This window comes from Stenotrophomonas sp. P5_A9 (genome assembly GCF_056400525.1).
In genome coordinates this window covers 1-13836 of record NZ_JBFULC010000019.1, presented here as the reverse complement: position 1 = coordinate 13836, position 13836 = coordinate 1, and the positions used below count along the sequence as shown (strand labels likewise).

Here is a 13836-nt window from a genome sequence, read left to right as displayed (position 1 = left end):
CCCCGTCCTGCTGGCCTGCACGGAGGAAGCTGCGGTTTGGAACTGGCCCTGTTCGATTTCGACCACACGGTCACCACCTGCGACACGTACGGCCGTTTCCTGCGCCGCGTGGCGACGCCGGAGCAGCTCGCCCAGGCCTGGTGGAAAGTCGGGCCGTGGCTGCTGGCTTACCGGCTCAAGCTGATATCGGCCGCGCGCATCCGCGCCCGCGTCACCCGCCTGACCTTCAGCAACCGTCACAGCGATGACATCGCCACCCAGGCCGCCGGCTATGCGCGCGATGTGCTGCCTGACGTGGTGCGCCCGCAGATGCTGGAACAGATCCACTGGCACCTGCAGCAACGGCATACCGTGGTGATCGTGTCCGGCTCGCTGGATCTGTACCTGCGCCCGTGGTGCGAATCGCTTGGTCTGGGCCTGATCTGCAACCGTCTGGAAAGTCGCGATGGACGCCTCACCGGCCGCTACGCCGATGGCGACTGTGGCCCACGCAAGGTCGAACACATCCGCCAGCGCTACGACCTGTCACGCTTCCAGCGCATCCACGCCTACGGCGACAGCGCGGAAGACCGTCCGATGCTGGCCCTCGCCCACGATCGCTGGTATCGCGGCAAACCCTTGAAATGAAGACCCCGCGCAGCCGACGCCACGCATGATCACCCCAACGTCCCTGACCGAACGCCTCGACCGCCTGCTGCCGCAGACCCAATGCGGTCAATGCGGCTATGACGGTTGCCGTCCCTATGCCGAGGCCATGGCCCGCGGCGAGGCCGGCGTGGACCACTGCCCACCCGGCGGTGATGACGGCGCGCGGGCACTGGCGCGTGTACTGGGTGTACCTGCAGTGCCATTCGACCGCAGCCGGGGCGAATATACGCCCGCGCAGGTGGCGCTGATCATCGAGGCGGACTGCATCGGCTGCACCAAGTGCATCCAGGCCTGCCCGGTGGATGCCATCGTCGGCGGTGCCAAGTACATGCACACCGTCATCGCCGACCTGTGCACCGGTTGCGCGCTGTGCATTCCACCGTGCCCGGTGGATTGCATCGACCTGATCGCAGCGCGCTGATGCCGTGCAGCCGAGCGATATGCCCGGCTGCCATTCGGCCCGTTACGGCAGTGCCGCGGTGATCACGATCTCCACCTTCCAGCTCGGATCGGCCAGCTTGGCCTCCACCGTCGCGCGTGCCGGCGTCATGCCCGCCACCACCCACTCATCCCACGCGGCATTCATGCCGGCGAAATCGTTGATGTCGGCCAGGAACACTTCCGCACGCAACACGTGCTGCTTGTCGCTGGCCACCAGCGCCAGCAGCTTGTCGATCTCTTCCAGCACCTGCCGGGTCTGGCCGGTGATGTCCTGGCTGGTGTCTTCGGGAATCTGCCCGGACAGATAGGCGACCTTGTTGTGCACGGTCATTTCGGACATGCGCGGACCGACATCGAAACGTTCCAACATGGCGCTTTCTCCTCTGGATGAAGGGACATTGTCACCGATGCGGTGTGCGCCTGTCCGTGCCCGGTGTCCTTGCCGCCACGGCGTGCACAGCGCGCACCCTTGGCAAGCGTGCGCATCAGGCGCACGATGCGCCCGCACCCTGCACCGCCTCCTGCCTTGACTCTTTCATCGCCCCCCCACGGAGCACGCTACACCGATGACCGAAACGACCCCTGCTCCCGCCCCGGCACGCCTGGCCTGGCGCCGCGCCGCCACCGTCATCTTCAGCCTGGCGATCCTGGCCCTGGCGCTGCGCGGGCTGGCCAACGAGTTCGACGAACACGGCTACCGCGCCATCCGCGAAGCGTTCCGCCACCTCGGTGCCGGCCAGATCGCGCTGACCGTGGTGCTCGGCCTGGCCAGTTACGCCTGCCTGATCGGTTTCGATGCCATTGGCCTGCGTCGCAGCGGCAAGCAGTTGCACCCGGCGCGTGTGGGCATCACCGCCTTCCTGGCCCACACGCTCGGCCAGACGCTGGGGTTTGCCGCGCTCACCGGCGGCGCCGTGCGCCTGCGCGGCTATGGCGGGGCCGGGCTGAGCCTGGGCGAAATCGGCCAGGTGGTGCTGATGAGCACGCTTGGCTTCGTGTTCGGCGCGTGGCTGCTGCTGGCCTTGGCCTTCATCCTCGAACCGGGTGCGGCCGCGTTGGCGCTGCCGGTGTCGGTGCAGGCGGTGCGCGTGTTCGGCATTGTCGGCCTGCTCGGTTACCTCGGCACGCTGCTGCTGGTCGGTCGCGACGGACGTACCTTCCAGATCCGTGGCCACAGCCTGTGGCTGCCCGACCGCCGCACCATGCTTGGCGTAACCGCGCTGAGCGTAGTGGAACTGGTCCTGGCCAGCGCCGCGTTCTACGTGCTGCTGCCGATGGATACCCCCACCGGCCTGCCCGGCTTTGTCGGCCTGTACCTGGTGGCGGTGCTGGCCGGGTTGATCTCCAGCGTGCCGGCCGGGCTGGGCGTGTTCGAGTGGAGCCTGCTCAAGCTGCTGCCACAGGTGGCACCGGCGTCGGTGCTGGCCGCCGCGCTGATCTACCGCGTCACCTATTACGTGCTGCCGCTGCTGCTGGCCACGCTGCTGGCCCTGGGCCCGGCAATGCGCAAGCCGCTGCGGGTCGGCGCCGGGGCCACCCGCGCCGGCTGGACCGCGCTGCGTCCGTGGCTGCCGCAGATCATCGCGCTGGCGGTGTTCAGCGTCGGTGCCGCACTGGTCATCGACGGCACCCTGCCGACCCCGCGCCGGCACCTGGTCAACGCCTCGCTGCCGATCCTGGAAACCTCGCACCTGCTCGGCAGTCTTGGTGGCGTGGCCCTGCTGCTGATCGGGCAGGGACTGCAACGACGCAGCCACGCGGCCTGGATGCTCGCGCTGGGCATCTGCGTGATCGCGCCGCTGCCGATCTGGCTGCGCGGCGGCCAGGTGTTGATCGCGCTGTCGGCACTGTTGGTGGCGATGGCGCTGTGGGCCTCGCGCCGTGAGTTCTACCGCCAAGGGGCGCTGCTCGACGAAGCCTGGTCGTGGCCGTGGATCCGCAATCTCGGCCTGGTCCTGGTCGCGGTGATCTGGCTGCTGTTCTTCGTCTACAGCCACGTCGAATACCAGAACGAGCTGTGGTGGCAGTTCGCGCTGCAGGGCAACGCCCCGCGTGCGCTGCGGGCGCTGCTGGTGGTGGCCATCGCGCTGACCATCTTCGGCCTGGCCCGGCTGCTGCACAGCACGCGCAGCCCGCTGCCGGCCGCCGACGCCCCGACCCTGGACGCACTGGCCCCGATTCTGGCTGCCGCCGAAGACACCCAGGCGTGCCTGGTCCTCACCGCCGACAAGGCGGTGCTGCGCGATGCCGACCAGCGCGGCTTTGTGATGATGCAGCGCTACGGCGGCTCGCTGATCGCGATGGGCGACCCGGTCGGTCCGCCGGAGGTGGTGCGCGGACTGATCTGGCGCTTCCGCGAGGAAGCCGACCGGCTCGGATTGCGCCCGGTGTTCTACCAGGTCGGCGAAGCGCATTGGCAGACCTACCTCGACCTCGGCCTGACCCTGGTCAAGCTCGGCGAAGAGGCGATGGTGCCGTTGCAGGACTTCGGCCTGGAAGGACGCGAGCGTGCCGACCTGCGCCAGGCCTGGAACCGCGGCAAGCGCAGCGGCCTGAGCTTCCGCGTGGCCACCCCGGCCGAGGTGCCCGCCCTGCTGCCGGCGCTGGAAGCGATCTCACAGGAATGGCTGGATGACAAGGCCGGCGATGAAAAGGGCTTCTCGTTGGGCAGCTTCGATCCGGACTACCTGGTGCGCTTCCCGATGGCGCTGGTGGAAGCGGAGGGCCGCATCGTCGCCTTCGCCAACCTGTGGCAGGCGCCGGCCGGGCACGAGTTGTCGGTGGATCTGATGCGACATATCGACGATGCGCCCAAGGGCACCATGGATTTCCTGTTCATCGAGCTGTTCCTGTGGGGCCGCGCCAACGGCTTCCACCGGTTCTCGCTCGGCATGGCGCCACTGTCGGGACTGGCCCAGCATCGCCTGGCCGGGCGCTGGAACCGCTTTGCCAATATCGTGGCCCGGCATGGCGAGCGTTTCTACGGCTTCAGCGGTCTGCGCCGCTTCAAGTCCAAGTTCGCCCCGCAGTGGCGTGCCCGTTACCTGGCCGCGCCCGGCGGCGTGCACCTGCCGGCTGCACTGCTTGATGCCACCCGGCTGATCTCGCTGGATCCGCGCCGCCACGATTGACCCTGGTGGGGGATCCGGCATGGATCCCCCACCGCACGCGTCACCGCGCCGGCAGATGCTCCAGCAACGTCTGCGCCAAGCGATCGTAATCGCCCTTGAAATGATGGTCGCCCGGCAGTTTCACCACCTGCGCATTGCCTCCCGGCAGGTCCGGGCACAGCGCATCATCGTCGTCCTCGCCATACAGGCACAGCGTCTTGCCGACCGGCAACCTGGCGATCTCCGGCGCGATCGGCAGGCCGTCGCCACCGCCGCCCAGCCAGTTGCTGACATGGAACTCGTAATCGGCGGTCTTGCCCACCGACATCAGCCCGATCATCGCCACGCTGTCGCGCATCGCCGGTGACAACTGATTGATCGCCGCCGGGAGCACGTCGGCGCCCTGCGAGAAGCCGACCAGCACCACCCGCTTGCGCTGCCATTGCCGGCTGTAATGCGCGGCAATGCGCTCGAGGTCGCGGGCGAAGCCCTGCGGATCACGGGCGGTCCAGAAATAGCGCAACGAATCCACGCCCACCACCGACACCCCGCCCTCGCTGAGGGCGGCGGCCACTTCCTTGTCCAGCCCGGCCCAGCCGCCGTCACCGGACACGAAGATCGCAAACGTGTCGCCCGGCTTGCTGGACGGCACTTCGATCACCGGCAAGCCCTTGAGGTCATCGGGCGGGGGCGCCAGGCTCACCCCCTTCTGCGCACCGATCACCTGCGCCGCCGCCAGCAGCCCGGGCAGGTCGCCACCCTCTGCGCTGCGCTCGAACTGTCGGCCCATGCTCACCTTGCGCACGAACGCGGCTGCATCGCCGACCTTGCAGCGTGCGTCGCCGGCAGCGTTCAGCCACGGGAAATTGAGGTCGGCCGGTTGCAGTCGGCCGTGGCTGACGCCGGCCCCGCAGACCATGCGCTCGCGCGCCCGGTCCGGACAGAAGTCGGTGGTCAGCAGGCCGGCGAAGACCTGGGTGTCGGCCTGCGCAGCCACCGCATAGGCCAGCTCGGCACCTTCCCCGTCGCCGCCGATCAGCGGCAGGCGGTAGCCGGGCAGATGCAGGTAGGCCTGGAACCAGCGCGAGAAATTCTCCACATCGCCGGCGCCGAACCCGCAGGTACCGCCGCCTTCGCGGGCCAGTTCCTTGCGCAGCCGGGCGACGTCGACCTGGGCGACCAGCGCGCCCCGCGCACGCAGCGCATCGATGCGCTGACGGGTGCGTTCGTGCTCGCGGCCGCCGTCGAACCACACCACCACCCGCTGCAGGTGTCCTTCCGGCAGGAACACCGGCACCTGCTGGAACCGCCCATGGCTGACCTGCTGCGGTGTCGCGGCCGCGGCCATCGACGCCCATCCACCGATCACCAGACCCAGTACCTTCCCCCACCCGGCTCGCCGCATCGTCACGCATCCCAAAAGAGTCCCGCCCACGATACGCCGGTCCCCCGCCAACGGCATGTACACAGACTGGCAGCACCGCTCAGCCAAGCGAAGCGACCCGGGCCTCCCGCGTCGTCCGCCATTGCCGTCCGGCCACCGCCAGCAGCCACAGCACCAGCACGGCGATCACCAGCTTCTGCCCCGCGCCGCGTGGCGGACCACGCCACAGCACGTGCAGCCACAGCAGCACGAAGCACAGCCATGCCCAGGCCCAGGCCAGGCCGGCCCAACGCGACCAGCGGGGGTCGGCGCGCAGGTACCAGCTCTGCAGCAGCATCGCCACGCTTACGCACAGGAAGGCGGTGTTCGCCGCCAGCCCATGCACCAGTGGGGCCAGCAGCGGCGCCCGCTGGGGCAGCCAGCTGTCGCCGATGGCCACACCCAGCAGGCCCAGTGCGCCCGCCCAGAACAGCCCCGGCGCCGCCCCGCTGCGCCGTGGCGAGCGACTGTCGACGTGCAGCGCGTACGCCAGCAGCATGATCGCCAGTGCCAGCGCGCCATAGGCGCACCGCAATGCCAGGCCCCATGGCCCGTGCAGGTAGAGGCTCAGCGTGGCCTGCACCCAATCCAGGTCCTGGCGGACCCATTGGGTCCACAGCGCCGTGGCGATGAACACCACCAACGCGAGCATGGCCAGCAGCGCGGCCCTGGCCTGCGGCCGCGTGGACGAGCGTGCCGAGGCGCCATCATTCATCGGCGCCGTACTCAGTCGATCGCATCCGGATGACGCAGCGTCCACGCCGCCAGTGCGGCCCGGTAACGCTGCAGCTCATCGCTGTACAGATCCAGCACGCACAGCGGGCAGCCGCTGCCGCAGCACTCGTTCGGGCCGGGTTCTTCCGGTGGCTGCGGGCGTGGATCGGGGTCGGGAAGCGCGACGAGCTCGGACATGGGCATCAAGGGGGCGGAGAGCCACCATTATCCAATGCGGCGGCGCAGGTTGGCGCGCGCCGCGCCGTCCAGCCGCTGGTGGAAGAACCCGCTCAGGAAGATCCGCGGCTTCAGCAGCAGCTGCTTGAGGAAGCGGCGCCGGTTGAGCCGGAACAGGAATCCTGGCACATGGCCGGCATATTCCTCCGCAATGCCCTGGTCGTAGGCATCGAACACCGCCGCCGGCGCGCCGAGGATGGCCATGTCGCAATCCAGGAACAGCGCCGCTTCGGCGTCGATGTCGGTTGCGGCCARCGCGCCATGCCGGGCAGTCAATTCGATCAGCTGCACCACCCGCGCCACGTCGATGCCCTCGGCGGGCAGCCAGCGCAGGATCGCTTCGCGCGCCAATGCGGCAGAGCGCGCTTCGTTGTCGCTGCGCCCGGCGTCGTAGATCGCATCGTGGTACAGCGCGGCCAGCTGCACCTCGCGCGGCTGCTGCCAGCCCGGGCCGTCGGCAACCGCCTGGCAATGCTGCAGCACCGCCTGCACGTGCGAAAAGTTGTGGTATGCCCGCGGCGGCATCGCGTAGGCGGCTTCCAGGTCGGCCTGCATCGCCGCCGGCAGGGGCATCGGTTCAAAGCGCATGGGCAAACAGTGACGGCCGCCGCGGCAACTGGCAAGCGGATCGTCATTGGCGGTTTTTTGACCAGCCACGCGCCACGCCTGTTGTACGGCGCGTGCGCGTGCTTATCCACAGGTTTGCCCGGGGCTGATCCACACCGGCTGTGGATGGCCGATCGGGCCGACAAGCGGCACCCCATCCTCCCGGCCCAGGCCTAGACTGGGGCGGCTACGTCGGTATCCCTGCGAGGTAAACGCGATGTCCGCCTGGAGATTCCTGCTGGTGCTGACCCTGCTGGCAGCGGCGGTGGTGCCGCTGTCAGCCGGTGCGGCAGAACCGGCCGCTGCGGTGTCGCCTGCGCCCCCGCCGCCCCCCACCCCGGAACAGATTCTTGCCATTCCCCCCGAACTGCGCGCACTGCTGCAACAACGGGTGATCGCCCCGAGCTTCTCGCGCGAACAGCGCGTACAGCGGTTGGTGCATCTGATCTTCGACGACGACGGCATGCAGCTGTCCTACGACCCCTACGCCACCCACACCCTGACCGAAACCTGGCAGACCCACCGCGCCAACTGCCTGTCTTTCACCCTGCTGTTCGTGACCCTGGCGCGCGCGGCCGGCATCGACGCGCGCGTGCAGGAAGTGGCCCAGGTGGTCACCTGGTACGAGGACCAGGGCGTGATCTACAACGTGGGGCACGTCAACGCGGGGGTGACCCTCAATGGCAACACCGCCGTCGTCGACCTGGACCGCAACGTGCTCTACGACCGCTACGGTCCGCAGCCGATCGAGCAGAAGCGCGCGCTGGCGCACTTCTACAACAATCGCGGCGCGATGTGGATGGCCGACGATCTGGCACAGGCCCGCACCTATCTGCAGGCGGCATTGGCGCTGGACCCCACCTTCGTCGCCGGCTGGAACAATCTGGGCGTACTCGACGCACGCAGCGGCAATCTCGCCGAGGCCGAGCGCGACTACCGCACCGCGCTGACGCTGCAGCCGCGCAACGCCGCCAGCCTGACCAATGCCAGCGCGCTGTATCGGCGCCTGGGCGACACCCGCCAGGCCGCGCAGTTGGCCAATCGCCTGCAGCAGGTGCAACGCGGCGATCCGTTCGCACAGTTCCGCTTCGGCAACGAGGCTGAGCAGCGCCAGGACTACGCGGCGGCCGTCGGCTATTACCGCCGCGCGGTGAGCCTGTATCCCACCGCGCACCCGTTCCACTTCGGGCTGGCGCGGGCGTACTTCCTGGCCGGCGACAACGCACGGGCGTCGAAGGAGATGGCCCGCGCACGCGACCTGGCCGGCGACAACGCCGATGTGCTCAAGGCCCAGTACCAGGCCAAGCTGGACAGCCTGAACCGCTGGCGCCAGCGCAGCGCCGCGGTCAACTGAGCCGGTTTCAGGCCTTTTTGAGGAAGCAGGTCTTCAGGACCAGACCCTTGATCTTGTCCGAATTGCCTTCGATGTGTTCGGCGTCATCGTCGACCAGGCGGATGTTGCGGATCACCGTGCCCTGCTTGAGCGGGATCGACGAGCCCTTCACCTTCAGGTCCTTGATCACCGTGACCGTATCGCCGCCGGCCAGCACGTTGCCATTGCTGTCGCGCACCACCAGCGCCTCACCGCCGGCCTCGGCCGCGGTCCACTCATGCCCGCAGTCGGCGCAGATCCACAGCGCGCCATCGGCATAGGTGTTTTCCAGGGAGCATTGCGGGCAGGCAGGAGCGGTGGACATGGTGAGGCCTTCGTAAACTGAACAACCCCTATTGTAACCGCCCGGCCCCCCGGCCCTTGCACCGCTGGCCCGCTTGCCGCAAAGTGCGCGCCCCCTGACCTCCGGCCCGGCCTGCATGAAAATCGGCATCGACTTTGGCACCAGCAACTCCGCCGCCGCTGCGGTGGTGGACGGCAGGGTGGTGCCGATCCAGTTCGGCCAGGCCGAGCAGTTCCGCACCACGGTGTATTTCCCGGAGGTGATGCGCGACCCGAACGATTTCGAGCTGACCCCGGCGCTGGAGCACGAGCTGGCCCGCCTGATCGACGCGGCCGCACGCGATGCGCGTGCCGCCGGCCAGGAGCGCGCGCCCGATGCGCTGCGCCGCGAAGCCCTGCGCGTGGTGCGCCGGCAGTGGATGGAAGAGCAGATGCGCGCCCCGCTCACCTCCACCAAGCTGCTGCAGAACGCCGTCTACGGCGACGATGCGCTGGAAGCCTACTTCGAAGAGAACGAAGGCAACCTGGTGCAGAGCCCCAAATCGATGCTCGGCTACAACCTGCATCCGCGCGCGCGCCAGACCATCACCGGCATCGCCACCCACATCCTCGAACACATCCGCCTGACCGCGTCACGCCAGCTCGACCGGCCGGTACGCACGGCCACGCTGGGCCGGCCGGTGCAGTTCCGCAGTTCGATCGGCGCAGCCGGCAACGACCAGGCGCTGGAGATCCTGCACACCGCGGCGATCGCCGCCGGTTTCGACGACGTCGATTTCCTCGAGGAACCGGCGGCGGCGGCGATGCATTACCACGCCGAAAGCACGCAGGAACACGAGGCGATCGTGGTCGACATCGGCGGCGGCACCACCGACATCGCGCATGCGCGCGTGGGCGGCACGCAGGCACCGAAGATCCATCGCGCCTGGGGCATCGCGCGCGGCGGTACCGATATCGACCTGGCCCTGAGTCTGGGCGCATACATGCCGCTGTTCGGTCGCGGCGTGAGCCGTATCCCCGCCCACCACTACGTGGAGGCGGCGATGGTGCAGGACATGACCCGGCAACGCGATTTCCGCCAGCACAGCTACCGCGACGCCGAGCAGCCGTGGGGCAAGCGCATGCAGGCGCTGCAGGACACCGGCAACACGGCGCGCCTGTACCGCGAGGTGGAACGCTGCAAGATCGCGCTGAGCAGCACCGCCGCGCACGACAGTGCGCTGGATTTCATCGAGCGCGGCATGGCCGTGCAGGTGGAGCGCGCACGCCTGGAAGCCTCTGCGGGCAACTACCTGGGCGAACTGCGGACGCTGCTGGAGCAGGTCCGTGCCGACATCGGCCACGATCCGGCGGCGGTGTTCCTCACCGGCGGGATGTCGCGCGCCGGTTATCTGCAGGATGCGGTGGCCGCTGCATTCCCGGGCGCGACGCTGGTGCGTGGCAATCCGTCCTTCGGCGTGGTGCATGGGTTGGCGTGGGCGGCGGCTGATTGAATCCGAGGCGCGTCTGGAGCCGTTGGTTTCGCTGGCATGGTGCGGGGGTGTGGGTGGCCCGGACACGCTGCACGTACGTCCCTGTAAGCTCGCAGGCGCCATCCCTGGCGCCTGACGGTCCCGGCCCCCACACCCCCCGCCCCTCGACAGTGCGTCGGTTCCCATGGAAAGCGCCGCCGTTCTGGTTGGATGGAGAGGTGCCGAGCGTGGCTCGGCACTACCGATGGCAGCGCAGAACGTCCAGCGCTTGGCTCTGTACCGCAGATGGCTGCGCCGCCGCAGCCGACCAACGGTCGGCTCACCGGTTTTTGATGGTCGGTGCGCTCCGGCCCTGTGGCGCGCCCGTCCCGAACGTTCCCTGATGACGGTGGCTGGACCAGAGCCTGGGCCCTGGGTTGTGCACTTGAACTTCGACCTTTCGGCCCCAGATAGAGACCTCGGCAGTAGCGGGAAATCCAGGCGGCACAAGGCTTTCCGCCCCATTCCGGGACGGCATTAACAAAACGTTACGCCAAAAGCGCTATCATCTTTCTGCTTCAGTGCGCAACGCGCATGTCATCCCGGGCCTGGTACAGGCCACCGTCCTTCTCGATGCTGCCGCCTTCGGATCCGTCCCGGGCGCCGGGATCGCTTTTACGCTGTGATCCGGCTCGTTCCCAGCGCACCGCCCCTGAGCCGCCAAGAGAGATTCGATTGGGCGAACGCCTGGTTGTACCAGCCCCRGTTTCCGCTGCCGAACCCGACCCCATCGACTGCCGCCGTTGTGACGCGGTGTGTTGCCGGATGTCGGTCACCGTCATGCCCAGCGACGCCGTTCCCGGCTACCTGCTGGACCGCGACGAGGCCGGGCGCACCGTCATGGCGCGCAACGACGAAGGCTGGTGTGCCGCCATCGACCCCTATCACCTGCGCTGCACGATCTATTCGCAGCGTCCCGCCATCTGCCGCCAGTTTGACATGGGCGGCGATGACTGCCGCCATGTGCGGCAGGACTACCGTCGACAACAGCACGACCTGTCGGCGATTTTATCCACGTGTTAACCATGACAGGAGCATCCATGGCCCGTACGCCAAAGACCTCCCCCAAGGCAGGCAACACCGTTCGCGTTGACCGCAAGCAAGGTTCCAGCACCGCAGTCAACAGCGCCAGCATCGCAGCCGACCTGGCCGCGTTCCGCAAGAGTGGTGGCAAGATCGAAGTGCTCGGCAACACCCTGGCACTGAAGAGAGCCGGCTGACCTGCAGCCGTCCGCACCGGCCCTGTGCCGGTGCGGTGGCCGCACTCAACGTCCGCCCAGCCCCACCCGCACATTGCCCGAATGGGCATTGATCGCGATGTCCCCATCGCCACCGCCCAGCTTCGTATCCAGCGTACGGCCCGGCCCATAACGCGGCCGCTCCACCGTACCCGCATCGGACTGGATATCGCCACTGAACGTTTTCACGCTCAGCTGTGCCGACACCGACCGCGGCAACTGCAGCCCGATCGAACCACTCACCGTCTGCAACGTCACCTTCCCGCCCGGCGCCACGCCGGATGCGGCGATGTTCAAGCTGCCCGATACCGCTTCGGCGGCCAGACGCTGTACCCGGCCCGCGTCCACCTTGATGCTGCCCGACACCGTTTCCACCGCCACCTCGCCCGACACCCCGCCAGCGGCCTGCACCGACCCGCTGACTGCGCGCAGGTCCAGGCGTGGCGTCTGCACCTGCGAACGGATCCCGCCGCTGACCGTGCTCAACGTCGTCTCGCCGCTGCGGCCGGCCGCCGACACACTGCCGCTGACCGCATTGGCCTGCAGCCGGCGCAGATCCACATCGGCCACGTCGATGTCCGCGCTCACCGTGCCCAGCTGCACCTCCACCGCACGCGGCACACGCAGTTCCAGCGTGGCCCCGCCGTTGTTGCTGTTGCGCGGATAGACCACTTCCCAACGCACCCGGTTGGTACTGCGGTCCTGCTTGAGGGTCAAGCCGTCGGCCATCGAGCCGCTCAGCGCCACTTCGTTGCGGTCCCAGCCGCGCACGCTGACCTTGCCGGCGATGTTGCTCAGCTCCACCCGACCGCCCGCGCCCAGCGGCGCACGCTCATCGACACGGGTGGCAGCCTGCACCGCCAGCGGCAGCAGCAGGCCCAGGGCGGCGATCAGACGTAGTGATGTGTGCATGGTGTATCTCCTTCAGGATGGCAGGCCAGCGGCGGCCATGACCGCCTGCTGGGTAAGTTCAAGACGCAGCGCATAGGTGCGCTGCAGCTGCGCAAGCAGCGAACGGGAGCGCGGGTTTTCGGCGATCGCCGCGCGGATGTGGTCGGCACTGCTGTCCAGCTCACGCAGCGCCGGTTGCCAATCCCCGCCCACCTGCGCGGCCGGCAACGCGGCCATCGCCTGCTGGTACTCGGCGACCATGGCATCGGCCTGCCGCTGCACCAGCGTGGGTGGCGGCGTCTGCGGTGCCGGCATCGGCACCACCATGACCAGGCCCAATGCCGCAGCCAGACCCAGTCCGATGTGCAGCGGCCAGCGCCGGCGCGGCACGATCGCCGTCACCGATGCGGCCGGCAGTGGTGCAGCGACCGGCAACGGCATGGCCGGCAAGCGCGCGGCGATGCCCTGCCACACCCGCGCTGGCGGCAGGCGTTCGCCCGGCAGTGCGCGCAGCTGCGCCTGCAGTCCGTCGTTGTCGTTGTCGTTGTCGTTGACGTTGTCGATACGGTCGTTCATGCGGTTTCTCCCAAGCGTGCGCGCAACAGTCCACGCGCACGGTGCAACTGAGCCTTCGAGCTGCCCACGGCCATCTGCAGCTGCTCGGCAATCTCATGGTGTTTCCAGCCTTCGATGTCGTGCAGCACCAGCACCGCACGGGCGCGCGGCGGCAGTGTTTCCAGCGCGCGCTCCAGGTCCATGCTGGTGCCCGCGCAACGGTCCACCGAGGCCAACGTGGCCACGCTGTCCCAGCCCGCCTCGCCGGCGTCGCAGGCCTGCTCGACGGAATTGGCCCGCAGTTCCATCAGCGCCGCGTTGACCCCCAGCCGATGCAGCCAAGTGCCCAGGCTGCTGTCGAAACGGAAGCCCGGCAGTGCCTTCCAGGCCTGCAGGAACGCTTCCTGCAACGCATCTTCGGCGCGTGCCGCGTGGCCGCCGCACAACCGCCACAGCACCGCATACATGCGCGGCGAGTGGCGTCGGTAGATGCGTTCATAGGCGGCCATATCACCGCCGACCGCCGCGCGGACCAGGGCGTGGTCGTCGACAGCGTCGGTCGGGGCGCGGGATGCGGGCATGGTGGCGTTGAGCATATCCGTTGGATGCGCGGTCCATCGAAAAGGTTTAAACGGCCCCGGGCGATTTTGTGGTTCTTCGCCCCTATGCGGGACAAGTGGAAGCGTGCGTTGACCTTTCCAGGCGCGGCCGTTGGTGGGTCGGGCGCTGGGCGCCCATGCCCTTGGAGGCGAAATAAAGGGGGAGGGGGCGGCCGCAGGCCGACGCC

General features: G+C 68.5%; 16 protein-coding genes. 7 read left to right on the top strand and 9 right to left on the bottom strand.

Features of this window, described 5'->3' with window-relative positions; translation table 11 throughout:
• Nucleotides 1-36 precede the first annotated feature (36 nt).
• Nucleotides 37-627, top strand: coding sequence for an HAD family hydrolase (locus tag AC1DR7_RS08140; RefSeq protein ID WP_457319402.1), 591 nt, complete (start codon nucleotides 37-39; stop codon nucleotides 625-627).
• A 25-nt stretch (nucleotides 628-652) separates the two neighbouring features.
• Nucleotides 653-1069, top strand: a complete 417-nt coding sequence (gene rnfB, locus AC1DR7_RS08135; protein ID WP_256775886.1) for an Rnf electron transport complex subunit RnfB — start codon at nucleotides 653-655, stop codon at nucleotides 1067-1069.
• Nucleotides 1070-1111: 42 nt separating this feature from the next.
• Here the strand turns inward: rnfB and AC1DR7_RS08130 are convergent, their stop codons facing one another.
• Nucleotides 1112-1459, bottom strand: coding sequence for a RidA family protein (locus AC1DR7_RS08130; protein WP_038687069.1), 348 nt, complete (start codon nucleotides 1457-1459; stop codon nucleotides 1112-1114).
• 196 nt (nucleotides 1460-1655) lie between these two features.
• On the opposite strand from AC1DR7_RS08130, the gene mprF reads away from it, so the two are divergent.
• The gene (mprF, locus tag AC1DR7_RS08125; protein ID WP_478052732.1) at nucleotides 1656-4220 is read left to right on the top strand and encodes a bifunctional lysylphosphatidylglycerol flippase/synthetase MprF; all 2565 of its coding nucleotides are present in this window, start codon (nucleotides 1656-1658) and stop codon (nucleotides 4218-4220) included.
• Between the two features lie 40 nt (nucleotides 4221-4260).
• Here the strand turns inward: mprF and AC1DR7_RS08120 are convergent, their stop codons facing one another.
• From AC1DR7_RS08120 to AC1DR7_RS08105, 4 genes are all read right to left on the bottom strand, one after another.
• Nucleotides 4261-5604 carry a virulence factor family protein gene (locus AC1DR7_RS08120; RefSeq protein ID WP_457319400.1) on the bottom strand — a complete coding sequence of 448 codons (1344 nt, stop codon included), beginning with the start codon at nucleotides 5602-5604 and terminating at the stop codon, nucleotides 4261-4263.
• A 79-nt stretch (nucleotides 5605-5683) separates the two neighbouring features.
• The gene (locus AC1DR7_RS08115; protein WP_478051892.1) at nucleotides 5684-6337 is read right to left on the bottom strand and encodes a DUF998 domain-containing protein; all 654 of its coding nucleotides are present in this window, start codon (nucleotides 6335-6337) and stop codon (nucleotides 5684-5686) included.
• Between the two features lie 11 nt (nucleotides 6338-6348).
• Nucleotides 6349-6534 carry an oxidoreductase-like domain-containing protein gene (locus AC1DR7_RS08110; protein WP_256775882.1) on the bottom strand — a complete coding sequence of 62 codons (186 nt, stop codon included), beginning with the start codon at nucleotides 6532-6534 and terminating at the stop codon, nucleotides 6349-6351.
• A gap of 27 nt (nucleotides 6535-6561) precedes the next feature.
• Nucleotides 6562-7161, bottom strand: coding sequence for an HD domain-containing protein (locus AC1DR7_RS08105; RefSeq protein ID WP_478051891.1), 600 nt, complete (start codon nucleotides 7159-7161; stop codon nucleotides 6562-6564).
• Between the two features lie 235 nt (nucleotides 7162-7396).
• On the opposite strand from AC1DR7_RS08105, the gene AC1DR7_RS08100 reads away from it, so the two are divergent.
• Complete coding sequence (locus tag AC1DR7_RS08100) at nucleotides 7397-8533, top strand: tetratricopeptide repeat protein (protein WP_256775880.1); 1137 nt, start codon at nucleotides 7397-7399, stop codon at nucleotides 8531-8533.
• Between the two features lie 7 nt (nucleotides 8534-8540).
• Here the strand turns inward: AC1DR7_RS08100 and AC1DR7_RS08095 are convergent, their stop codons facing one another.
• The gene (locus AC1DR7_RS08095) at nucleotides 8541-8876 is read right to left on the bottom strand and encodes a zinc ribbon domain-containing protein YjdM (RefSeq protein ID WP_478051890.1); all 336 of its coding nucleotides are present in this window, start codon (nucleotides 8874-8876) and stop codon (nucleotides 8541-8543) included.
• Between the two features lie 115 nt (nucleotides 8877-8991).
• Here AC1DR7_RS08095 and AC1DR7_RS08090 point away from each other — a divergent pair, with 115 nt between their 5' ends.
• From AC1DR7_RS08090 to AC1DR7_RS08080, 3 genes are all read left to right on the top strand, one after another.
• On the top strand, nucleotides 8992-10347 hold the full coding sequence (locus tag AC1DR7_RS08090) for an Hsp70 family protein (RefSeq protein WP_478052731.1): 1356 nt from the start codon (nucleotides 8992-8994) through the stop codon (nucleotides 10345-10347).
• Nucleotides 10348-11094: 747 nt separating this feature from the next.
• Nucleotides 11095-11388: a YkgJ family cysteine cluster protein gene (locus AC1DR7_RS08085; RefSeq protein WP_345779496.1), complete on the top strand. Its 294-nt coding sequence runs from the start codon at nucleotides 11095-11097 to the stop codon at nucleotides 11386-11388.
• Nucleotides 11389-11405: 17 nt separating this feature from the next.
• A complete protein-coding gene (locus AC1DR7_RS08080) occupies nucleotides 11406-11585 on the top strand; it encodes a hypothetical protein (protein WP_256775876.1) in 180 nt (59 codons plus the stop codon).
• A gap of 45 nt (nucleotides 11586-11630) precedes the next feature.
• On the opposite strand, the gene AC1DR7_RS08075 is transcribed toward AC1DR7_RS08080, so the two are convergent.
• The 3 genes from AC1DR7_RS08075 to AC1DR7_RS08065 are packed head-to-tail and all read right to left on the bottom strand — an operon-like array spanning nucleotide 11631 to nucleotide 13645.
• Complete coding sequence (locus AC1DR7_RS08075; protein ID WP_457321201.1) at nucleotides 11631-12515, bottom strand: DUF4097 family beta strand repeat-containing protein; 885 nt, start codon at nucleotides 12513-12515, stop codon at nucleotides 11631-11633.
• A 12-nt stretch (nucleotides 12516-12527) separates the two neighbouring features.
• The gene (locus tag AC1DR7_RS08070; RefSeq protein ID WP_457321199.1) at nucleotides 12528-13070 is read right to left on the bottom strand and encodes a hypothetical protein; all 543 of its coding nucleotides are present in this window, start codon (nucleotides 13068-13070) and stop codon (nucleotides 12528-12530) included.
• A complete protein-coding gene (locus AC1DR7_RS08065; protein ID WP_457321197.1) occupies nucleotides 13067-13645 on the bottom strand; it encodes an RNA polymerase sigma factor in 579 nt (192 codons plus the stop codon). Before AC1DR7_RS08065 ends, AC1DR7_RS08070 begins: the two co-directional genes overlap by 4 nt.
• Nucleotides 13646-13836: the final 191 nt, after the last annotated feature.